Here is a 21084-nt window from a genome sequence, read left to right as displayed (position 1 = left end):
GCCATGAGCACCGATCAGCCGCCGCCGGAGCAGCCGCCCGAGGACGACCCGTTCCGCAAGAGGCCCCAGGAGCCGACGCCCCCGTCGGGCGGTTCGCCGTACGGTTCGCCGCCGCCCGGCGCGGGCGGGTACCCGCCGCCCCCGCCCCCCGGCGGACCCGGCGGGGGCGGCGGGTACCCGCCTCCGCCGGGCCCGTACAACGGCAGTGGCGGCGCCGGGAGCCCGTACGGCATGCCGGACCCGCTCTCCGGCATGCCCCCGCTCGCGGACTTCGGCAAGCGGCTCGGCGCGCGGATCATCGACCTGATCATCGTCGCGGTCCCGCTGTTCCTGATCCAGTTGCCGTTCGGCACGCGGCGGTACGTCGTCGACACGGGCAAGGGCGAGGACGTCACCGAGGTCATCACCAAGTCGTACAACGGCACCGGGCTGCTCTGGACGCTGATCTCGATCATCGCGTACGTCGGCTACGACTGGTGGTTCACCAAGAGGCGCGGTCAGACCATCGGCAAGCGGGCGCTGGGCCTGCGCGTCGCGATGCTCAACGACGGCAGCGTGCCGCCCTCCGGTGCCGCGCTCAGCCGTGGCGCGGTGCTGTGGGTGCCGACCTTGATCTGCTGCTTCTGCCTGTGGCCGCTCGCACTGATCATCTCGATCCTGGTCGACAAGCCGTACAAGCAGGGGCTGCACGACAAGGTGGCGAAGACCGTGGTGGTCCGCACGACTTGAGTCCGCATGACTTGGGTCCGCATGGCTTGGGTCCGCACGACGTGGGTCCGCACGACGTGAGTGTGCACGGCTCGACTCCGGGCCGCGTGGATCCGCGGCCCGTCACGCGTCCGGTGCGGGCGGCCGTCCCCCGGGGACGGCCGCCCGCACCGTCGTACGCGTACGCCTCAGTGGTGCACGGGGTGTTCGGACGCGGCCCTCGGCTCGGGCACCCGCGCTCCCGGCGCCACCTCGACGGGCACGGCGCCGGCCTCCGGCGCTGCACCGGAACGCCCGGCGGCGTGCCGGCCGCGCCGGCGCGGGATCGGCACGGTGAGCGCGACGAGGAGCCCGAGGGCGAGCGCGGCCGCGGAGATGACCGCGATGCCGATCCCCGTGCTGGTCTGCGACAGCAGCAGCATGGCGATCGTCGACACGATGACGGTGGCGGACCCGTAGGCGAGTTGTGCGGCAGTCGGACGCGGCATGGCGATATCCGTCCTCAAGGCGGTGAGGGAGAGTCGGCTCAACTCGTCGCGCGGCAAGAGACTCTACGACGGGGCATGCCCGAGCGGAACCGTCAGTAAGCGTGCCCTTACCGTAGGACGGCTTCGCGCGGGAGCACGGGGGGCGCACGGCGTCATGGACCGTGCATCCTCCGGCGGTTCTCGGACGGTTCTCTGACGATTCTCCGGCCGTTCTCCGATGCTTCTGCGGTCGCCCTCCAGGGGCCGGAAGCTCCCCTTCGCCCCGACTGGCGACGAACGTCCGAATAGCGGAACTCGTTGCCCGCATAGTGCAGTTGTAAGGAACAAGTCAAGGTCTGTCTTTTCTTTCATCTCTCCGGTCAAATGTCGTCACTTGAGACGCGCGCCGCGCGGAACCCCCCGCTCCTATGGAGACGTTCCGACCAACGCTGCGGCCGCGGGAGGGGAACGACATCAAGTGACCGGCAACTCCAAGAGAAGGCGCGCGCTGCGCACCGCGGCCATCGCCGTGACGCTGGCCGCCACCGCGGCCTCGGGCGCCTTCCTCACCACGGCACAGGCGGTACCGACTCCGGCCGGCGCGCCCGCCTCGGACCGCCAGGACCCGACCGCTCCGAACAAGGAGCAGGTCAAGCACGACCTGGAGGGCCCGTTCAGCAAGCAGCAGGCGCAGGCGCGCGAGGCTGCCCTTGACCAGGTGCTGAGCGGTAAGAAGGCAGTCGAGCAGCGCGGGGCCTCCAAGGTCGTCAAGCTGGACGACAAGAAGTACGTCGAGCTGGGCCGTGAGAAGACCGACAAGATCTTCACGATCCTCGTCGAGTTCGGCGACCAGGTCGACAATACGACCATGTTCGACCCGGACGGCCCGAGCGGCCCCAAGCCGCCGGTCCCGAAGTACGGCGGCACCCCGGGCCCCGCGCACAACACGATCGCGCAGCCCGACCGCGCGACGAACAACAGCACGGCCTGGCGCAAGGACTTCAGCCGCGACTACTTCCAGGACCTGTACTTCGGTACCGGCCAGGGCAAGAACTCGCTGAAGACCTACTACGAGAAGACCTCCTCGGGCCGCTACTCGGTCGACGGCCAGGTCGCCGACTGGGTCAAGATCCCGTACAACGAGGCCCGTTACGGCTCGAACTACTGCGGCCAGACGAACTGCTCCAACGTCTGGGACACCGTCAAGGACGGCGTCAACGCCTGGGTCGACGGCCAGAAGAAGGCCGGCAAGACGGACGCCGAGATCAAGGCGACGCTGGCGCAGTACGACCAGTGGGACCGCAACGACTACGACGGCGACGGCAACTTCAACGAGCCCGACGGCTACATCGACCACTTCCAGATCGTCCACGCGGGCGAGGACGAGTCGGCCGGCGGCGGCGTGCAGGGCACCAGCGCCCTGTGGGCGCACCGCTGGTACGCCTACGGCACCGACGTCGGCAAGACCGGCCCGGCGAACAACAAGGCCGGCGGCACGCAGATCGGCGACACCGGCATCTGGGTCGGCGACTACACGATGCAGCCGGAGAACGGCGGCCTCGGCGTCTTCGCGCACGAGTACGGCCACGACCTCGGTCTGCCCGACCTCTACGACACCTCCGGTGGCGGCGACAACAGCGTCGGCTTCTGGTCCCTGATGTCGGCGGGCTCCTGGCTCGGTGACGGCAAGGACTCCATAGGCAACCTCCCGGGCGACATGGACGCCTGGAGCAAGCTGCAGCTGGGCTGGCTGAACTACGACAAGGCCAAGGCCGCGACGAATTCGACCCACAAGCTGGGCGTCTCCGCGTACAACACCAAGGACAAGCAGGGTCTGCTCGTCGAGCTGCCGAAGAAGCAGGTCAAGACGGACATCGTCGCTCCCGCCGAGGGCTCCTCGCAGTGGTGGAGCAACATGGGTGACGACCTCAAGAACACCCTGACCCGCTCGGTCGACCTGACCGGCAAGTCCTCCGCGGCCCTGTCCCTCAAGAGCTGGTGGGACATCGAGCAGGACTACGACTTCCTGTACACCGAGGTGTCCACGGACGGCGGCGCCACCTGGACCGCCCTCGCCGGCACCGCCGACGGCGCGGCCATCCCGGCCGACGCCTCCGGCGCCCCCTCGCTGACCGGTGTCTCCGGCGCCTGGAAGTCGCTGAACTTCCCGCTGGACGCCTACGCGGGCAAGAAGGTCGACCTCCGCTTCCGCTACCAGACGGACGGCGGCGCGGGCGGCAAGGGCTTCACCGCCGACGCCATCACCCTCACCGCGGACGGCTCCACGCTGTTCACCGACGGCGCCGAGAACGGCGACAACGGCTGGACCGGCAAGGGCTTCTCCCGCGTCGGCGCCGGCTTCACCAAGGAGTACCCGCAGTACTACCTGGCGGAGAACCGTCGCTACGTCTCGTACGACTCGACCCTCAAGGTCGGCCCGTACAACTTCGGCTTCGCCAACACCAAGCCGAACTGGGTGGAGCACTACCCCTACCAGGACGGTCTGCTGATCTGGCTCTGGGACACCTCCCAGAAGGACAACAACACGAGCCAGCACCCGGGCTCGGGTCTGATCCTGCCGATCGACGCCAACGCCAAGCCGATGAAGTGGGCGGACGGCACCCTGCTGCGGAACAAGATCCAGCCGTACGACGCGACGTTCAGCGCATACTCGACGGACGCCTTCACCCTGCACAAGAACGGCGAGGCGCTGTTCCTCAAGCCGAAGCCCGCGAACCTCGTCTTCGACGACCACAAGGGCAAGTACTTCTACGACGAGAACCCGACCGGTTCGGTGAAGACCACTGACACCAACACCAAGATCAAGATCGCCAAGGAGCCGTACGACGGTCTCCAGATGACGGTCGAGGTCGGTCCCGCCGTTAAGTAATTCGTAAAAATTGCAGGTCAAAGCATGATCGGCCGTCGCCCTCTAGCGGGCGGCGGCCGATCACGTTTAGATGCGGGTCGGAAGTTGTCTTATTGACGGGGGAGCTGAAGATCATGCCCGGTGGAGGTTTCGTCAGACTGCCAGGCGGCAGCGTGGTGGTCGCGCTGATGCTGCCGCGGCCGTCCGGCGAGGACGGCAACGTGCGGGTGCTCGTCCACGCCGCCAACCGGGCCCGCGCCCTGACCAGGCTGCGGAACCTCGGCATGCGCGCCGTCTACCTGCGGGGCAACGCCCACCCCCCGACCCCTGACGAGGTCACCGCCGTCCTGCACCACCCGGACGGCCTCCTGTGGCGCTGCACGCCCGACCGCGCCCAGGAACTCTGGCACCCGATCGGCGCCCTCCTGAGGGGCGCGTAGGCGCCGCTACGCGCCCCCGAGCACCGGCGCGCCCGTGAGGCGTACGCCGGCCGTACGGAGGTCTTCCAGGGCGCGGGCGGTGGTGTGGGGGGCGACGCCCGCCGTGAGGTCGAGCAGGACCCGCGTGCGGAACCCCTCGCGGGCCGCGTCCAGGGCGGTGGCCCGCACGCAGTGGTCGGTGGCGATGCCGACGACGTCGACCTCCGTGACGCCCCGCTCCCGCAGCCAGTCGGCGAGGCCCGAGCCGTTCTCGTCCAGGCCCTCGAACCCGCTGTACGCGGCCTCGTAAGCCCCCTTGTCGAAGACGGCGGCGATGGCGCCGGAGGCCACCGCGGGGGCGAAGTTCGGGTGGAAGCCGACGCCCTCGGTCCCGGCCACGCAGTGCACCGGCCAGGAGCTCTCGTAGTCGGGCGCGGCCGGCGGGTGCGCGAAGTGCGGACCGGGATCGATGTGGTGGTCACGCGTGGCGACGACGTGCCGGTAGCCCGGCGTGGCCTGCCCGATCAGCTCGGTGATGGCGGCGGCGACATCGGCCCCGCCGGTGACCGCGAGGCTGCCGCCTTCGCAGAAGTCGTTCTGTACGTCGACGACGATCAGTGCGCGGTGCATGTCGCGTGTCCTTAGGTCGATGTGGTTGCCGCTGGGCGGGCTCTTCCCCCGCCCCGCCCCTTCCCGAACCTGGGGCCCGAACCCGCGGCCCGGGCCCGGGGCGGGCTGCCCGGACGGGGCTCAGACGTACTCCGTCGGGATCACGGGCTCGCCGCGCGAGAGCTGCGTCGCGGACAGCGGGAGTCCCGACCGGGCCGCGATGTGGCGCTCCCGGGCCGCCTCCAGGGGCTCGCGGGCCACGACCTCGCCGCCCTTGACCAGCTGGACCAGCAGCTGCCGGTCGGCCAGGGCCGTCGGTACGGGGCCCACGCCCACGACCTCGGCCTCCGCGACCCCCTCCGCGTCCGTCCGCCGGGCCGCCCACTTGCGGCCGCCCAGCGAGGTCTTGCCGCCCGAGGACTTCTTCGCCACCGGCAGCAGCGGCGCCTTGGGGTCCGCCGAGGTGGCCCGGGCCACCAGCTTGTAGACCATCGAGCAGGTCGGGTGCCCGCTGCCCGTCACCAGCTGCGTGCCCACCCCGTACGCGTCCACCGGCGCCGCCGCCAGCGAGGCGATCGCGTACTCGTCCAGGTCGGAGGTGACCACGATCCGCGTCTGCGTCGCGCCCAGCTCGTCCAGCTGCTGCCGCACCCGGTGCGCGACCAGCAGCAGGTCCCCGGAGTCGATGCGCACCGCGCCCAGCCCCGTCCCGGCGACCTCGACGGCCGTGCGCACGGCCTCGGCGACGTCGTACGTGTCCACCAGCAGGGTCGTGCCGCTGCCCAGCGAGGTCACCTGCGCGGTGAAGGCGTCGCGCTCGCTGTCGTGCACCAGGGTGAAGGCGTGCGCGCTCGTACCGACCGTCGGGATCCCGTAGCGGAACCCGGCCGCCAGGTCCGAGGTGGAGGTGAAGCCGCCCACGTACGCGGCGCGTGCGGCCGCCACGGCCGCCAGCTCGTGGGTGCGCCGGGCGCCCATCTCGATCAGCGGCCGCCCGCCCGCCGCGGAGGCCATCCGGGAGGCGGCCGCGGCGATCGCCGAGTCGTGGTTGAGGATCGACAGGACGACGGTCTCCAGCAGCACGCACTCGGCGAAGCTGCCCTCGACGCGCAGGACCGGGGAGCCGGGGAAGTAGACCTCGCCCTCCGGGTAGCCCCAGACGTCGCCCGAGAAGCGGTACGAGGACAGCCAGTCCAGCGTCCGCGCGTCGACCACGGCCCGCTCGCGCAGGAACTCCAGCACCGCGCCGTCGAAGCGGAAGTTCTCGACCGCGTCCAGTACCCGTCCGGTGCCCGCCACCACGCCGTAGCGCCGGCCCTCGGGCAGCCGCCGGGTGAAGACCTCGAAGACCGAACGCCGGTCGGCGGTGCCGTTGGCCAGCGCGGCCTGGAGCATCGTGAGCTCGTAATGGTCCGTGAAGAGCGCTGTCGACGGCACGTCCACCGGCAGGCCCAGGTCCGCAGGGTTCATGTCACGGATGCTAGCGCACATCTCGTCAGAGTGACGAGATGTAGGGCCGGTTTGTGCGACGGGCCCGTCACAGTGGCAGCATGGGACAAGTGAGTGTTGCTCCCATTGAGATCGAACGCACCGAATCGGCCGAAGAGACCTCCGCGGTCCCCGAACCCGACGTCCCGTGGGTGACCCTGGTGCACAACGACCCGGTCAACCTCATGAGCTACGTGACGTACGTGTTCCAGGCGTACTTCGGCTACCCCAAGGACAAGGCGAACCGGCTGATGCTCGACGTCCACCACAAGGGCCGGGCGGTCGTCTCCAGCGGCACCCGCGAGGAGATGGAACGCGACGTGCAGGCGATGCACGGCTACGGGCTCTGGGCGACGCTGTCGCAGGACCGCGGCTGATGGGCACCTTCGAATCCCGCGAGGGCGGCGGCGCGGCGATCGCGCTCGACGACATCGAGATCTCCATCCTGCGCTCCCTGGCCGTGCAGCTGCTGGAGCTGATCGGTCCGGGTGAACCGGAACCCGCGGAGGACGCCGACCCGCTGGCCGTGCTGTTCGCCTCGGACGGCCCGACCGAGCCCCCGTCCGACCCGGCGCTCGCCCGCCTCTTCCCCGACGCGTACGGGGCCGGGCCGGGCGCGCAGGACGACCTCGGGAACGGCCTGGCGGGCGGTCTCCCGGGCCCCGAGGCGCAGGAGCTGCGGGCCCGCTCCGCCGAGTTCCGCCGCTTCACCGAGAACGACCTGCGCACCCGCAAGCGGGAGGACGCCCTGGCCGTCGTCCACAGCCTGAACGGGCTCACCCCGGCGGGGGACGGGGCGGCCGTGCTGGAGCTGACCGGGGAGCTGCCGCTGCGCTGGCTCGGCGCGCTCAACGACCTGCGCCTGACCATCGCCGCCCGGCTGGAGATCACCGAGGACGACGAGGGCGCGAGGCTGTTCCGACTGCCGGACGACGATCCGCGCAAGCCGATGGTGATGGCGTACCTGTGGCTCGGCGGGCTCCAGGAGAGCCTGATCGAGACCCTCTGAGCCGACGGCCACCGCGGCAGCGGCTCTGTTCGCTCAGCGAACGCTCAAATCCGGATAACGATCAGATCACCGCGATGCGGTGATCTGATCTGTTTCAGGACTCATGTTCCGATTTGCCTGTGCCGTGCGCCACATTCCGCCCTCCCGGTCACCCGTAAGCACGTGATAAATCTTCACGACTGCCGACGGGACGCCACCCATGTCCCCCGGCTCGCTTGAACCGGCTGATCGCCGGCGTGCAACTCCATCCGTATCCGGGGGGATCGAGGACCCGATCCGCAGCCATCGAAGGCGCGGGTCGGCGTGGAGAAAGGCGCACCAGACATGACCTCTGTGCAGGTCGAGCAGCACGACAAAAAGCCCGGCGCGGACGCCGGGACCGAGGGTGGCGGCGAGGGGTACCACCGCGCGCTCGGAGCCCGCCAGATCCAGATGATCGCGATCGGCGGGGCCATCGGCACCGGCCTGTTCCTGGGCGCGGGCAAGGCCATCTCCAAGGCCGGCCCCAGCCTGATCCTGGCCTACGCCATCGCGGGCCTGGTCATCTTCTTCATCATGCGGGCCCTGGGCGAGCTGCTCATGTACCGCCCGGTCTCCGGCTCCTTCTCGGACTACGCGCGCGAGTTCCTCGGCCCCTTCTGGGGATACGTGACGGGCTGGACGTACTGGCTGTTCTGGGTGGTCACCGGCATCACCGAGGTCACCGCCGCCGCGCAGTACATGTCGTACTGGACCCACGACAGCTTCCCGCAATGGGCGTACGCGCTGATCTTCACCGTGGTCCTCTACGCCGCCAACCTGATCTCCGTGAAGCTCTTCGGCGAGCTGGAGTTCTGGTTCTCCATGGTCAAGGTCACCGCCATCGTCGGCATGATCTTGATCTGCGCCGGCATCCTCACCATCGGGTTCTCCGACGCCGCGGACACCGCGACCGTCGCCAACCTGTGGAACGACGGCGGCTTCTTCCCCAAGGGCATCGGCGGCACGCTGATGACCCTCCAGATCGTGATGTTCGCCTTCCTCGCGGTCGAGCTGGTCGGCGTCACCGCCGGCGAGTCGAAGGACCCCGAGAAGACCCTCCCCAAGGCCATCAACACCGTGCCGTGGCGGATCGCCGTCTTCTACGTCGGCGCGCTCATCATGATCCTTTCGGTCGTCCCGTGGCACGAGTTCCAGCCCGGCGTCAGCCCCTTCGTCGCCGCCTTCGAGAAGATGGGCCTCGGCGTCGGCGCCGCCATCGTCAACTTCGTGGTGCTCACCGCCGCCCTGTCGTCCTGCAACTCCGGCATGTACTCCACCGGCCGCATGCTGCGCGACCTCGCGCTCAACGGGCAGGGCCCGAAGGTCTTCACCAAGCTGACCAGGAGCGGCACCCCGCTCGTCGGCACGACCTTCTCCGCCGCGCTGATGCTGGTGGGCGTCTGGATCAACTACGTCGCCCCGGGCAAGGCCTTCGACTACGTCGTCTCCTTCGCCACCATCTCCGGCATGTGGGCCTGGATCATGATCCTGGTCTGCCAGATCCGCTACCGGGCCGCCTCCGACCGCGGCGACCTGCCGAAGTCCCCGTTCCGGGCGCCCGGAGCCCCGTACACCAGCTGGTTCGCGCTGCTGTTCATCGTCATGGTCATCGTGATGATGGGCGCCGACAAGGACTCCCGCGTCTCGCTCTACTGCGCCCCCCTGTGGGGTGTGATCCTGGGCGTCTCGTACCTGTTCATGAAGTCCCGCAACCCGCGGGGTGCGGCCTTCATTAAGGCCGGACAGGCCGAGTAGGCGCAGGCGCCCCAGGGCACCCGTCCACCATTCGGGCCCTCCCGTACCACGCCTCGGTACGGGAGGGCCCGTCTGTTTATCCTGTCGCTCATGCTGACCCTCACCCAGGCCCTGTACGACCAGATCGTGGAACACGCCCGCAGGGACCACCCCGACGAGGCCTGCGGGGTCGTGGCGGGCCCGGCCGGCACCGACCGGCCCGAGCGCTTCATCCCGATGCTGAACGCGGCCCGCTCGCCCACGTTCTACGAGTTCGACTCCAAGGACCTGTTGCGGCTCTACCGCGAGCTGGACGACCGGGACGAGGAGCCCGTGATCGTCTACCACTCGCACACCGCGACCGAGGCCTACCCCTCGCGCACCGACGTCACCTACGCCAACGAGCCCGCAGCGCACTACGTACTCGTCTCCACCGCCGACCACGACGGCCTCGGGGAGTTCCAGTTCCGCTCCTACCGCATCGTCGACGGAGTGATCACGGAGGAAGAAGTGCAGGTCGTAGCAGGCTACTGACCAGTATGTGAGCGCTTGGTGTCCACGATGCGGGATCACACTCCAAACGGGGGACCGGGAATCGTTAACATGACCGCATGGTTTCCCACGACGTGAGCAACGAGACGCCCGGCAGGCCGCTGCTGCTCGTGGCGCGGCTGCACGTCGACCTGTGCCGCCTCGCAAGCGCCATCTGTCCTGCTGCCTGAGCACGAGCACCACAGCCCTGCCGCGCGGGGCACCACGCGCACTCGACCCCCCCCGCGCCCCTTTGCACGCCTCTTCACGCCCCTTCACGACTTGACTTGACGACACTGGAGCCCGCCATGGCCATCGAGGTCCGCATCCCCACCATCCTCCGCACCTACACCGACGGCGAGAAGGCCGTCACGGGCGAAGGCAGCACCCTGGCCGACCTGTTCGCGGATCTCGAAACCCGCCACAAGGGCATCCAGGAGCGCATCGTCGACGAGGCGAAGGGCGGCGAGCTGCGCCGCTTCGTGAACGTCTACCTCAACGACGAGGACGTCCGCTTCCTCGCCGGCATCGCCACCGAGCTCAAGGACGGCGACAGCGTCACCATCCTCCCGGCCGTGGCCGGCGGATCGAAGTAATGCGCTACGACTCCCCCCTCGCCGCGGTCGGGAACACCCCGCTCGTCAGGCTGCCCCGGCTCTCGCCCTCCGACGACGTACGGATCTGGGCGAAGCTGGAGGACCGCAACCCCACCGGCTCGATCAAGGACCGCCCCGCGCTCCACATGGTCGAGCAGGCGGAGAAGGACGGCCGCCTGTTCCCCGGCTGCACCATCCTGGAGCCCACCTCCGGCAACACGGGCATCTCCCTTGCGATGGCCGCGAAGCTCAAGGGCTACCGGATCGTGTGCGTGATGCCGGAGAACACCAGCCAGGAGCGCCGGGACCTCCTGACGATGTGGGGAGCCGAGATCATCCCGTCCCCGGCCGCGGGCGGCTCCAACACCGCGGTCCGGGTCGCCAAGGAACTCGCGGCCGAACACCCCGACTGGGTGATGCTCTACCAGTACGGCAACCCGGACAACGCGGGCGCCCACTACGCCACGACCGGCCCCGAGATCCTGCGGGACCTGCCGTCCGTGACCCACTTCGTGGCCGGCCTCGGCACGACCGGCACGCTGATGGGCGTCGGCCGCTACCTGCGCGAGCACGTGCCCGGCGTCAAGATCGTGGCCGCCGAACCGCGCTACGACGACCTCGTGTACGGCCTGCGCAACCTGGACGAGGGCTTCGTCCCGGAGCTGTACGACGCCTCGGTGCTCACCACCCGCTTCTCGGTGGGATCCGCGGACGCGGTCACCCGCACCCGGGAACTGCTGCGCGAGGAGGGCATCTTCGCGGGCGTCTCCACGGGTGCGGCCCTCCACGCGGCCATCGGTGTCGGCCGCAAGGCGGTTGCGGCGGGCGAACAGGCGGACATCGTGTTCGTGGTGGCCGACGGCGGCTGGAAGTACCTCTCGACGGGCGTCTACACGGCGGCGACGACGGAAGAAGCCATCGAGGTCCTCCAGGGCCAACTCTGGGCCTGAGACCAGCCGAAGGAGCCCTGCCGGGGCCTGAGGCGCGGGTCCGGTCGGAGCCCGGTTCGGGGAAGGGGCGGGGTGGGGGAGAGCCCCGCGCCCCGGCCCGGCCGCCTCGGCCCGGCCGCCTCGGCCCCGCCGCCCCGGGCCCGAATTCACCGGGACAGGACGTCCGCCAGCACCGCCGCGTGGCTCCCCGCCGGGTCCTTGACCGCCGTCAGCAACGTCACCCGCCCCGCCGCGGCCAGCCCCCGCAGTCGCTCCAGCTCCGCCACCGCCTCCGGCTCCGCCAGCTCCGCCTCGTACCGCGCCCGGAACTCCCGCTCCGTCCCCCCGCCCCCGTGGTACCACTTCCGCAGCTCCGCCGACGGCGTCACCGCCTTCGGCCACTCGTCCACCGCCGCCTCGGCCTTCGCCAGCCCCCGCGGCCAGAGCCGGTCCACGAGGACCCGTACGCCGTCGCCCTCCGCCCCCGGCTCCGGGGGGTCGTAGACCCGCCGCACCCTGATCGCCGGCCCGCTCACCCGTGGCCTCCGCCCAGCCCTTTGACCTCGTCCCACAGCGTCGGGTCCAACATGCCCAGCCGCCTGTCGAGCTCGGCCGACGACACCTCAGCGGGCCGGTCCGCCTCCAGGTAACCCGTCCGCCCCTGCTGCCCCCCGACCCCCGGCGGCAACGGGATCACCCCCGCGCGCCGGTCGTCGTACTTCCCGGTGATCCACGCGACGCGGGCCCGCCCCCGCGCCCCCACCGCCAGCACCAGACACGACCGCCCGTCCGCCAGGCACCACAGGTCGCCCGGCCGCACCCGCCCCGGCGTCCCCGGCACACGCCGCCGCACCGCACCCCGTCCGCCCGGCCGGGGCAGCAGCACCAGCACCACGACGGCGACCACGGCCACCGCGGCGGGCCACCACGACGTGTCCATAACCCGACCGTAGCCGCGACCCCCGCCCCCGGCGCGGCAACGCCCGTACCTCCTGTCGCTCCCCCGGGTGACAGCACAGGTGATTCCCCCCACAACGGCCCGCCGTGGAGGAGCGACCGGACGTTTCGCGCCTTACGCTCGACGCACGCTCGGCCCGCATTCCGTCCACGGACCGTCCACGGAGGTTCACGCTCCATGAAGCTCACCGTCGTCGGCTGCTCGGGGTCGTTCCCGTCCGCGGAATCGGCATGTTCGAGCTACCTCGTCGAGGCCGACGGCTTCCGGCTGCTCCTCGACATGGGCAACGGCGCCCTCGGCGCGCTCCAGCGCCACATCGGTCTCTACGACCTCGACGCGATCTTCCTGAGCCACCTGCACGCCGACCACTGCATCGACATGTGCGCGTACTTCGTGGCCCGCTACTACCGGCACGAGGGCGGCCGCTGCGGCACCATCCCCGTCTTCGGCCCCGAGGGCACCGAGCAGCGGCTGACGGCGGCCTACGACGACGTCCCCGACGCGCGCTCGATGAGCGAGGTCTTCGACTTCCGGACCCTCAAGTCCGGCGCCTTCGAGATCGGCCCGTTCCAGGTCCGCACGGAGCGGATGTGCCACCCCGTCGAGTCGTACGCCATCCGCGTCGAGCACGGCGGCCGCTCGCTCACCTACTCCGGGGACACCGGCGTCTGCCCGGAGCTGGCCACGCTGGCCGCCGGCGCCGACCTGTTCCTGTGCGAAGCCTCCTTCACGCACGGCAAGGAGGACATCCCCGACCTCCACCTCAACGGCCGCGAGGCGGGGCGGTACGCGGCCGACGCCGGAGCGGGCCGGCTGGTCCTGACCCACGTCCCGCCGTGGACGGACGCCGCCCGCAACCTCGCCGACGCCCGCGCGGTGTACGACGGCCGGGCCGACCTCGCGCAGCCCGGCGCGGTCTACGAGGTCTGACGCCCCGACGGCGTACGACGGAGCCCCCGCCCTCCCTTGCCGGGAGAGCGGGGGCTCCGTCGTACGTGGGACCGACCGGCCTACTTGGCCTCGGCCTTCGCCAGCTCGGCGAGCTCCTCGTCGGACTCCCGGCCCGGCGTGGGGAGGTTGAACTTCGTGATCGCGAAGCGGAAGACGAAGTAGTAGATCGCCGCGAAGACGAGTCCGACCGGGATGATGTACAGCGGGTTCGTCGCCTTGTTCCAGCCCAGGCCGAGGTCGATCAGACCGGCCGAGAAGGTGAAGCCGGCGTGGATGCCGAGCGCCCAGGTGACGGCCATGGAGATGGCGGTCAGGACGGCGTGGATCGCGTACAGCAGCGGCGCGATGAACATGAACGAGAACTCGATGGGCTCGGTGACACCCGTGACGAACGAGGTGAGGGCGAGCGAGACCATCATGCCGGTGACCGCCTTGCGGCGCTCCGGGCGGGCGCAGTGCGCGATGGCCAGGGCGGCGGCCGGCAGGCCGAACATCATGATGGGGAAGAACCCGGTCATGAAGAGGCCGGCGTCCGGGTCACCGGCGAAGAAGCGGTTCAGGTCGCCGTGGACGACCTCGCCGGCGGCGTTGGTGAAGTCACCGATCTGGAACCAGGCGACGGTGTTGACGAACTGGTGCATGCCGATCGGGATCAGGCCGCGGTTGATCAGGCCGAACAGGCCGGCACCGCCGGAGCCCAGGCCGGTCATCCACTCGCCGAAGTTGGAGATGACCTCGCCGATCGGCTCCCAGACCAGGCCGAAGAAGACACCGGCGAGAACGCCGACGAACGCCATGATGATCGGGACGAGACGGCGGCCGTTGAAGAAGCCCAGCCAGTCCACCAGCTTCGTGCGGTGGTAGCGCTGCCACAGGACCGCGGCGAGCAGACCCATGATGATGCCGCCGAGGACGCCCGGGTTGTTGTACGTCGCGGCGACGTCGACACCCTTGTTCTCGGTGGTGTTGATGACGGCCTCGGTCACCGGGAAGGCGGTGAGGACGTTCTTGTAGACCAGGAAACCGACCAGCGCGGCGAGGGCGGTGGAGCCGTCGGCCTTCTTGGCGAAGCCGATGGCGACACCGATGCAGAAGAGCAGCGGCAGGTTGGCGAAGACGGCGTCACCGGCGGTGGCGAACACCGTGGCGACCTTGCCCCAGCCGAGGCCGTCCTTGCCGAAGACGTCGGGCTGGCCGAGGCGCAGCAGGATGCCGGCGGCGGGCAGGACGGCGATGGGCAGCTGGAGGCTGCGGCCGACCTTCTGCAGACCCTGGATCAGGCCGGCGCCCCGCTTCTTGGCGGGCGGCGCCGCGGCGTCAGTAGCCGTACTCATAACTTCCTCCGGGGAGCAAGGCGCCGCCAGGGGTGAACCACGGGGGACGGCGACGTCTCGAAAAGGGGGCACACGCCGCCGGGGGGAAGCGGTCGTGGTCTACACCAATGCATGGTGTAGACCAGTTGTAACACGGTCGGGGTTAGATAAGGAACCTTCAATTTTTTGTTGTAGGAACCACGCTCCCGACGGGCAGCGAAAAGCCCCCGGATCCCGGCATCCAGGGGCCCTTCGACCGGGCGGAGCGGAGGCGCTCAGGCCTTGGTGACCTCCGCCTGCATCGCCGCGATCTCCTCGTCCGACTCCCGCCCCGGCGTCGGGATGTCGAACTTCGTGATCGCGAAGCGGAACACCGCGTAGTACACCACCGCGAAGCACAGGCCGATCGGGACGATCAGCCACGGCTTCGTCGCCAGCCCCCAGTTGATGACGTAGTCGATCAGGCCCGCCGAGAAGCTGAACCCGTCGTGCACCCCCAGCCCCCACGTCACCGCCATCGACACACCCGTCAGCACCGCGTGGATCGCGTACAGCGCCGGTGCGACGAACAGGAACGAGTACTCCAGCGGCTCCGTGATCCCCGTGACGAACGACGTCAGGGCCACCGACAGCATCAGACCCCCCACCTCCTTTCGCCGCTGCGGCTTCGCACAGTGCGTGATGGCCAGCGCCGCCGCCGGCAGCGCGAACATCATGATCGGGAAGAAGCCGGACAGGAACTGCCCCGCGCGCGGGTCGCCCGCCAGGAACATGTTGATGTCACCGTGCTTGATCACCCCGGTCGGGGTGACGTACGTACCGAACTGGAACCACACCGGCACGTTCAGGAACTGGTGCAACCCGATCACCAGCAGTGCCCGGTTCGCGACACCGAAGATGCCCGCACCCCACGACCCCAGGCCCACCAGCCAGTCCGAGAAGCTCTCCAGCCCGTCACCGATCGGCGGCCAGATCCACTGGCACAGCGCGGCGAACGCGATCGCGACGAACGACATGATGATCGGGACCAGCCGGCGGCCGTTGAAGAAACCGAGCCAGTCCACCAGCTTCACCCGGTGGAACCGCTGCCAGAACCAGGCGGTCAGCAACCCCATCACGATCCCGCCGAACACCCCCGGGTTCTGGTACGTGTACCCCGCGAACGTGCCGGTCGGCGTCAGACAGCCGCCCCCGATGTCCTTCGTCCCCGTCGGGCACGGCTTGGGAAAGGCGTGCAGCACACCCCGGTAGACGAGGAACCCCGCCACCGCCGCCAGCGCCGTCGAACCGTCCGCTTTCTTCGCCATGCCGATCGCGACGCCCACGCAGAACAGCAGGGGCAGACCCAGGTCCGCGTCCAGCAGCGCACCGCCCGCGCCCGCCATGACCTTCGCGACGTCGGTCCAGTTCAGTCCGTCCTTGCCGAAGACGTCGGGCTGGCCGAGCCGGTTCAGGATGCCTGCGGCGGGCAGGACGGCGATCGGCAGCTGAAGACTGCGCCCCATCTTCTGGAGCCCCTGGAACAACCCGTTCCGCCACTTCGGCCGCGGCCTGGCTGCGGCGCTGCTCGCGCTCATCGGCGTCCTCCCTGACCGGCCCGTTTTGGCAGGTGCGGCACGTACGGCACACTGGTGTAGACCACTGTCAAGACCGCTTGCCACGCGGTCACATCCACCGGCCGGGACGGCGGACGGATGTTGATCGTTATCATTCGGCAGGTGCCGGGCACGCGCTCGCATAGATGGGCCAACCGTGAGTTACCGTGACAAAGCGGACCTCCGGGTGGGCGAACCAGGCATCCGACCGCCGAGACTCGTTCTTCGTCACACGCAGGGAGACACACATGGCCACCAAGGCTGAGAAGATCGTCGCCGGGCTCGGCGGTATCGAAAACATCGAAGAAGTCGAAGGCTGCATCACCCGCCTGCGCACCGAGGTCGTCAACCCCGACCTGGTCGACGAAGTCGCCCTGAAGGCCGCCGGCGCCCACGGCGTCGTCAAGATGGGCACCGCGATCCAGGTCGTCATCGGCACCGACGCCGACCCCATCGCCGGCGAAATCGAAGACATGATGTGAGCTGAGCCCACCAGCTCACCCCACCCGTCTCACGGCAGGACCACGGACCCCGTACCGGAACCACCCGGACGGGGTCTTTCCGTACCCCCGCACCGACTAGGCTCGGCAGCATGTCTCGCATCGACGGCCGCACGCCCGAACAGCTCCGCCCGGTCACCATCGAGCGCGGATGGAGCAAGCACGCCGAGGGCTCCGTCCTCATCTCCTTCGGAGACACCAAGGTCTTCTGCACCGCCTCCTTCAGCGAAGGCGTCCCCCGCTGGCGCAAGGGCAGCGGCGAAGGCTGGGTCACCTCCGAATACTCGATGCTGCCCCGCTCCACCAACACCCGCGGCGACCGCGAATCGGTCCGCGGCAAGATCGGCGGCCGCACCCACGAGATCTCCCGCCTCATCGGCCGCTCCCTGCGCGCCGTCATCGACTACAAGGCCCTCGGCGAAAACACCATCGTCCTGGACTGCGACGTCCTCCAGGCCGACGGCGGCACCCGCACCGCCGCCATCACCGGCGCCTACGTCGCCCTCGCCGACGCCGTCGCCTGGGGCCAGAAGAAGAAGCTGATCAAGGCCGGCCGCAAGCCCCTCACCGGGACCGTCGCCGCCGTCAGCGTCGGCATCGTCGACGGCGAACCCCTCCTCGACCTCTGCTACGAGGAAGACGTCCGCGCCGAGACCGACATGAACGTCGTCTGCACCGGCGACGGCCGCTTCGTCGAGGTCCAGGGCACCGCCGAAGGCGAGCCCTTCGACCGCAAGGAACTCAACGCCCTCCTCGACCTCGCCGCCGGCGGCTGTGCCGACCTCCAGGCCCTCCAGCTCAGCGCCCTGGACCTCGCCGCGTCCTGACGCCTGACGGCCCTGTCGACCCCGCCGGACCCGTCCCGGCAACCGCCGGGCCGGTCCCGGCGTCTACGCCGGTACGGGCGCACGGTGTCAAAGCCGTGCGCCCGTCCACGTACCCGAGCCCTGCACCGAGCCACTGGGGGACCTGAATGAAGCCCATGCACCGAGCCGCGGCCATCGCCGTCGCAGCCGCCCTGGCCGTCCCGGCGCTCTCCGCCTGCGACACCCTCAACACCGCGATGGACTGCGCCAACACCGCCGTCGCCATAACCGACGGCGCCAACGACCTCCAGCAAGCGGTCTCCCAGGCCGGCAACAGCCCGCAGGACGCCCAGAACGCCCTCAACCAGATCGAGACGAGCCTCAAGAAGATCGGCGACCAGACGGACAACGCCGACCTGAGCAAGGCCATCGGCTCCATGAAGACGGCCGTCACGAACGTCCGCACCTCGATCGACAACGGCAACACCACCCCGGACATCACCCCGGTCGGCAACGCCGCGAAGGAGATCTCCAAGGTCTGCACCCCGGGCTGAGCGCCCACCGGCGGGGCGGCCGCGCCGGGCCCTGGCCGATACTGGTCGGCATGACCCGCCTGATCCTCGCCACCCGCAATGCGGGCAAAGTCTCCGAACTCCGCGCCATCCTGTCCGACGCCGGCCTGCCGCACGAATTGGTCGGCGCGGACGCGTACCCCGAGATCCCGGACGTCAAGGAAACCGGCGTCACCTTCGCGGAGAACGCCCTCCTCAAGGCCCACGCCCTGGCCCGCGCCACCGGCCTGCCCGCCATCGCCGACGACTCCGGCCTGTGCGTCGACGTCCTGAACGGCGCCCCCGGCATCTTCTCCGCCCGCTGGGCCGGCCGACACGGCGACGACAAGGCCAACCTGGACCTCCTGCTGGCCCAGCTCTCCGACATCGACGCCCCCCACCGCGGCGCCCACTTCGCCTGCGCGGCCGCCCTCGCCCTCCCGGACGGCACCGAACGCGTCGTCGAAGGCCGCCTCCCGGGCACCCTGCGCCACACCCCGTCGGGCACGGGCGGCTTCGGCTACGACCCGATCCTCCAGCCGGAGGGCGACACCCGCACCTGCGCGGAACTCACCCCGGCGGAGAAGAACGCCATCTCCCACCGCGGCCACGCCTTCCGCGCCCTGGTCCCCTTCATCCGCGCCCTGACGACCTGACGGCCGGACCGACGGCGAAGGCCCCGTACGCGACATGCGCGTACGGGGCCTTTCGGTGCGTGCGGTTGGGGGGACTCGAACCCCCACGGGTTTTACCCCACTGGGACCTAAACCCAGCGTGACTGCCAATTCCACCACAACCGCGACATGACGCCCAGTCCGGACATCGGTCGTGAGCGACTGGGCTCAGTCTACGGCTGCCCCGCCCTGCGGGGCGACGGAGTTGCCCCCGGCTTGCGACACCACGTGTCGGTGAGCGAATGGCAATTCGGGCGCAGGTGGCGGAGGTTCTCGCGGCGGTTGTGGAGCCGGTCCCCGCTGATGGGGTCGATCTGCAAAGTGATCGAGCGGCCCCGCCATTGGCCGGGGTTCCCGCACTCGGCGCAGGTGTACGGAACGCCGACCTCCCGCAATGCCGAATGCGGCGACGGAGGTCACCAGCGTGTCCCGCTCGTACGGAGTAACGGAGGTGCGAGGCGTGCGGTTGCGGGTGGTTTCGCCCGACAAGCGGAGCGGCCCGCGCCGGGTGGGGCGGGCCGCTGGGGGAGGGGAGGCGGGGGTCAGATGCCGAGGTCCTTGATGATCTTGGCTACGTGGCCCGTCGCCTTCACGTTGTAGAGGGCGCGTTCGACCTTGCCCTCCTCGTCCACGATCACCGTCGAGCGGATGACCCCGGTGACCGTCTTGCCGTAGAGCTTCTTCTCGCCGAACGCGCCGTACGCCGTCAGGACCTCCTTGGAGGGGTCCCCGACCAGGGTCACCTTCAAGTGCTCCTGCTCGCGGAACTTCGCCAGCTTCTCCGGCTTGTCCGGCGACACGCCGATCACGTCGTAACCCGCCTGGGCCAACACGGCCAGGTTGTCCGTGAAGTCGCACGCCTGCTTGGTGCAGCCCGGCGTCAGGGCGGCCGGGTAGAAGTACACGATGACCTTGCGGCCCTTGTGGTCGGCGAGCGAGACCTCGTTGCCGTCCGCGTCGGGCAGGGTGAAGGCGGGGGCGGTGTCGCCCGGCTCAAGTCGCTCGCTCATGTCAGCAGTCTCCTCGGGAGGGGATCGGTACGGTCCGAGACTAAGCTGACAGACTGTTCATGGTGGGCCACGCCCCCAACGACCGATCACGACGACGACGGAGGCAGCGCGGTGCCGGAAGCCAGGACCCCCGCACAGATCGAGGCGGACATCGTCCGCCGCCGTGAGCAGCTCGCCGAGACGCTCGACGAGATCGGCGTGCGCATGCACCCGAAGACGATCGTCGGGGACGCGAAGGCCAAGGTCGCGTCCAAGGTCGACCACACCGTCGGCCGAGCCGTCGTGGCCGTGAACCGGCTGGTCACCGATGTGAAGGGCGGCCTGCGCCACGAGGACGGAGCGCCTCGCGTCGAGCGGATCGTGCCCGTCGCGCTGGTGGCGGCGGGGCTCGTCGGGCTGGTCGTGCTGACGGCGCGCCGCAAGCGCGGATGACGGCGGTGACCCTGCGGGGTGCCGGCCGGGCGGGGGCGGGTAGGTTCGGGTCGTGAGCGACAACACCACCACCCACGACAAGCTGCCGATCCGCATGCTGCACGACCGTGTGCTCGTACGTTCCGACGTGCCGGAGGGCGAGCGCCGCTCGGGCGGCGGCATTCTGATCCCGGCGACGGCCGCCGTCGGCAAGCGGCTGGCCTGGGCCGAGGTGGTCGCGGTCGGGCAGAACGTGCGCGGCGTCGAGCCGGGCGACCGGGTGCTGTACGACCCGGAGGACCGGGCCGAGGTCGAGGTGGGCGGGGCGACGTACGTGCTGATGCGCGAGCGGGACCTGCATGCCGTGGCCGCGGAGCGGCTGGAGGGGTCGAAGGACTCCACCGGGTTGTACCTCTGACGGCTCTGCGGGCCCCTTGCGACCCCTGATCGAACCCAGGAAGGGCCGGTGACCGAGGTCACCGGCCCTTCCGCATGCCCTTTACTACGGTGGTGGGGAACCCCCGACGAGACGCGCCGTACCGGGTAGCTGGACGCAAAGACGACGCACCCCGTTCCGCTCTCGTCCCGGAGGTGCCCGTCATGGCCTGGGTTCTGCTTCTCGTCGCCGGTCTGCTCGAAGTGGGCTGGTCGATCGGTATGAAGTTCACGGAGGGTTTCAGCCGCTTCTGGCCGAGTGTGTTCACGGGTGCCGGCATCGTCGCGAGCATGGTGTTGCTGTCGTATGCGGCGAAGACGCTGCCCATCGGTACGGCCTACGGCGTGTGGGTGGGCATCGGTGCGGCCGGTGCGGCGGTGCTGGGGATGGCGGTGCTGGGGGAGCCCGTCACCGCCGCCCGGATCTTCTTCATCTGTCTGCTGCTGGTCGCGGTGGTGGGGTTGAAGGCGACCTCCGGTCACTGACCCGGGCGTGGCGG

26 protein-coding genes, 1 tRNA gene and 1 riboswitch are annotated in these 21084 nt (G+C 69.9%); of the genes, 18 read left to right on the top strand and 9 right to left on the bottom strand.

The window, feature by feature from the left end:
* Positions 1-3 precede the first annotated feature (3 nt).
* Positions 4-729 carry an RDD family protein gene (locus IE207_RS04555; RefSeq protein WP_190182644.1) on the top strand — a complete coding sequence of 242 codons (726 nt, stop codon included), beginning with the start codon at positions 4-6 and terminating at the stop codon, positions 727-729.
* A 167-nt stretch (positions 730-896) separates the two neighbouring features.
* Here the strand turns inward: IE207_RS04555 and IE207_RS04550 are convergent, their stop codons facing one another.
* Entirely contained in the window at positions 897-1196 is a 300-nt protein-coding gene (locus IE207_RS04550; protein ID WP_190182643.1) for a hypothetical protein, read from the bottom strand.
* A 457-nt stretch (positions 1197-1653) separates the two neighbouring features.
* Here IE207_RS04550 and IE207_RS04545 point away from each other — a divergent pair, with 457 nt between their 5' ends.
* Both IE207_RS04545 and IE207_RS04540 read left to right on the top strand, forming a co-directional pair.
* The gene (locus IE207_RS04545) at positions 1654-4065 is read left to right on the top strand and encodes an immune inhibitor A domain-containing protein (RefSeq protein ID WP_190182642.1); all 2412 of its coding nucleotides are present in this window, start codon (positions 1654-1656) and stop codon (positions 4063-4065) included.
* 113 nt (positions 4066-4178) lie between these two features.
* The gene (locus IE207_RS04540) at positions 4179-4484 is read left to right on the top strand and encodes a hypothetical protein (RefSeq protein WP_190182641.1); all 306 of its coding nucleotides are present in this window, start codon (positions 4179-4181) and stop codon (positions 4482-4484) included.
* Positions 4485-4490: 6 nt separating this feature from the next.
* Here the strand turns inward: IE207_RS04540 and IE207_RS04535 are convergent, their stop codons facing one another.
* Positions 4491-5093 carry a nicotinamidase gene (locus tag IE207_RS04535; protein WP_190182640.1) on the bottom strand — a complete coding sequence of 201 codons (603 nt, stop codon included), beginning with the start codon at positions 5091-5093 and terminating at the stop codon, positions 4491-4493.
* 120 nt (positions 5094-5213) lie between these two features.
* Positions 5214-6542, bottom strand: a complete 1329-nt coding sequence (locus IE207_RS04530) for a nicotinate phosphoribosyltransferase (RefSeq protein WP_190182639.1) — start codon at positions 6540-6542, stop codon at positions 5214-5216.
* 80 nt (positions 6543-6622) lie between these two features.
* Here IE207_RS04530 and clpS point away from each other — a divergent pair, with 80 nt between their 5' ends.
* The 7 genes from clpS (at position 6623) to IE207_RS04500 (ending at position 11401) form a co-directional block, all read left to right on the top strand.
* Complete coding sequence (gene clpS / locus IE207_RS04525; protein ID WP_190182638.1) at positions 6623-6937, top strand: ATP-dependent Clp protease adapter ClpS; 315 nt, start codon at positions 6623-6625, stop codon at positions 6935-6937.
* Complete coding sequence (locus tag IE207_RS04520) at positions 6934-7569, top strand: DUF2017 domain-containing protein (protein WP_190182797.1); 636 nt, start codon at positions 6934-6936, stop codon at positions 7567-7569. Before clpS ends, IE207_RS04520 begins: the two co-directional genes overlap by 4 nt.
* 324 nt (positions 7570-7893) lie before the next feature.
* Entirely contained in the window at positions 7894-9345 is a 1452-nt protein-coding gene (locus IE207_RS04515; RefSeq protein WP_190182637.1) for an amino acid permease, read from the top strand.
* Positions 9346-9435: 90 nt separating this feature from the next.
* Complete coding sequence (locus tag IE207_RS04510; protein ID WP_190182636.1) at positions 9436-9858, top strand: M67 family metallopeptidase; 423 nt, start codon at positions 9436-9438, stop codon at positions 9856-9858.
* A 77-nt stretch (positions 9859-9935) separates the two neighbouring features.
* Positions 9936-10046, top strand: coding sequence for a putative leader peptide (locus IE207_RS34055; protein ID WP_329195557.1), 111 nt, complete (start codon positions 9936-9938; stop codon positions 10044-10046).
* A 117-nt stretch (positions 10047-10163) separates the two neighbouring features.
* Positions 10164-10451 carry a MoaD/ThiS family protein gene (locus tag IE207_RS04505; protein ID WP_190182796.1) on the top strand — a complete coding sequence of 96 codons (288 nt, stop codon included), beginning with the start codon at positions 10164-10166 and terminating at the stop codon, positions 10449-10451.
* Positions 10451-11401 (top strand): PLP-dependent cysteine synthase family protein, encoded by a 951-nt coding sequence (locus tag IE207_RS04500; protein WP_136214408.1) that lies wholly within the window; start codon positions 10451-10453, stop codon positions 11399-11401. Before IE207_RS04505 ends, IE207_RS04500 begins: the two co-directional genes overlap by 1 nt.
* A gap of 146 nt (positions 11402-11547) precedes the next feature.
* On the opposite strand, the gene IE207_RS04495 is transcribed toward IE207_RS04500, so the two are convergent.
* Complete coding sequence (locus tag IE207_RS04495; RefSeq protein WP_190182635.1) at positions 11548-11916, bottom strand: DUF488 domain-containing protein; 369 nt, start codon at positions 11914-11916, stop codon at positions 11548-11550.
* Positions 11913-12320, bottom strand: a complete 408-nt coding sequence (locus IE207_RS04490) for a hypothetical protein (protein ID WP_190182634.1) — start codon at positions 12318-12320, stop codon at positions 11913-11915. The genes IE207_RS04495 and IE207_RS04490 overlap by 4 nt, the downstream gene beginning before the upstream one ends.
* A gap of 195 nt (positions 12321-12515) precedes the next feature.
* Here IE207_RS04490 and IE207_RS04485 point away from each other — a divergent pair, with 195 nt between their 5' ends.
* Positions 12516-13268 carry an MBL fold metallo-hydrolase gene (locus IE207_RS04485; protein WP_190182633.1) on the top strand — a complete coding sequence of 251 codons (753 nt, stop codon included), beginning with the start codon at positions 12516-12518 and terminating at the stop codon, positions 13266-13268.
* 80 nt (positions 13269-13348) lie between these two features.
* On the opposite strand, the gene IE207_RS04480 is transcribed toward IE207_RS04485, so the two are convergent.
* Together IE207_RS04480 and IE207_RS04475 are read right to left on the bottom strand one after the other, a co-directional pair.
* The gene (locus IE207_RS04480; RefSeq protein ID WP_190182632.1) at positions 13349-14623 is read right to left on the bottom strand and encodes a PTS transporter subunit EIIC; all 1275 of its coding nucleotides are present in this window, start codon (positions 14621-14623) and stop codon (positions 13349-13351) included.
* A gap of 254 nt (positions 14624-14877) precedes the next feature.
* Positions 14878-16179: a PTS transporter subunit EIIC gene (locus IE207_RS04475; RefSeq protein WP_190182631.1), complete on the bottom strand. Its 1302-nt coding sequence runs from the start codon at positions 16177-16179 to the stop codon at positions 14878-14880.
* 266 nt (positions 16180-16445) lie between these two features.
* Between IE207_RS04475 and IE207_RS04470 the strand changes: the two genes are divergently transcribed.
* From IE207_RS04470 to rdgB, 4 genes are all read left to right on the top strand, one after another.
* The gene (locus IE207_RS04470) at positions 16446-16679 is read left to right on the top strand and encodes a PTS sugar transporter subunit IIB (RefSeq protein ID WP_190182630.1); all 234 of its coding nucleotides are present in this window, start codon (positions 16446-16448) and stop codon (positions 16677-16679) included.
* Between the two features lie 110 nt (positions 16680-16789).
* Positions 16790-17524: a ribonuclease PH gene (gene rph, locus IE207_RS04465; protein ID WP_190182629.1), complete on the top strand. Its 735-nt coding sequence runs from the start codon at positions 16790-16792 to the stop codon at positions 17522-17524.
* Between the two features lie 155 nt (positions 17525-17679).
* Positions 17680-18057, top strand: coding sequence for a hypothetical protein (locus IE207_RS04460; protein WP_308433549.1), 378 nt, complete (start codon positions 17680-17682; stop codon positions 18055-18057).
* A gap of 50 nt (positions 18058-18107) precedes the next feature.
* The gene (gene rdgB / locus IE207_RS04455) at positions 18108-18710 is read left to right on the top strand and encodes an RdgB/HAM1 family non-canonical purine NTP pyrophosphatase (protein ID WP_190182627.1); all 603 of its coding nucleotides are present in this window, start codon (positions 18108-18110) and stop codon (positions 18708-18710) included.
* Positions 18711-18770: 60 nt separating this feature from the next.
* Here the strand turns inward: rdgB and IE207_RS04450 are convergent.
* Positions 18771-18854: transfer RNA gene (locus tag IE207_RS04450), tRNA-Leu, on the bottom strand.
* 416 nt (positions 18855-19270) lie between these two features.
* Positions 19271-19738: a thioredoxin-dependent thiol peroxidase gene (gene bcp / locus IE207_RS04445; protein ID WP_190182626.1), complete on the bottom strand. Its 468-nt coding sequence runs from the start codon at positions 19736-19738 to the stop codon at positions 19271-19273.
* 111 nt (positions 19739-19849) lie between these two features.
* Here bcp and IE207_RS04440 point away from each other — a divergent pair, with 111 nt between their 5' ends.
* The 3 genes from IE207_RS04440 (at position 19850) to IE207_RS04430 (ending at position 21070) form a co-directional block, all read left to right on the top strand.
* Complete coding sequence (locus tag IE207_RS04440; protein WP_190182625.1) at positions 19850-20170, top strand: DUF3618 domain-containing protein; 321 nt, start codon at positions 19850-19852, stop codon at positions 20168-20170.
* A 52-nt stretch (positions 20171-20222) separates the two neighbouring features.
* The gene (locus tag IE207_RS04435) at positions 20223-20567 is read left to right on the top strand and encodes a GroES family chaperonin (protein WP_190182624.1); all 345 of its coding nucleotides are present in this window, start codon (positions 20223-20225) and stop codon (positions 20565-20567) included.
* A 72-nt stretch (positions 20568-20639) separates the two neighbouring features.
* Positions 20640-20718, top strand: a riboswitch (guanidine-III (ykkC-III) riboswitch).
* A gap of 31 nt (positions 20719-20749) precedes the next feature.
* A complete protein-coding gene (locus IE207_RS04430) occupies positions 20750-21070 on the top strand; it encodes a DMT family transporter (protein WP_190182623.1) in 321 nt (106 codons plus the stop codon).
* The last annotated feature ends 14 nt before the right edge of the window (positions 21071-21084 follow it).

It is taken from the genome of Streptomyces cirratus (assembly GCF_014650775.1).
GTDB lineage: Bacteria > Actinomycetota > Actinomycetes > Streptomycetales > Streptomycetaceae > Streptomyces > Streptomyces cirratus.
The sequence above is the reverse complement of the archived record's forward strand: the minus strand, read 5'-3'. Positions and strand labels throughout refer to the sequence as shown.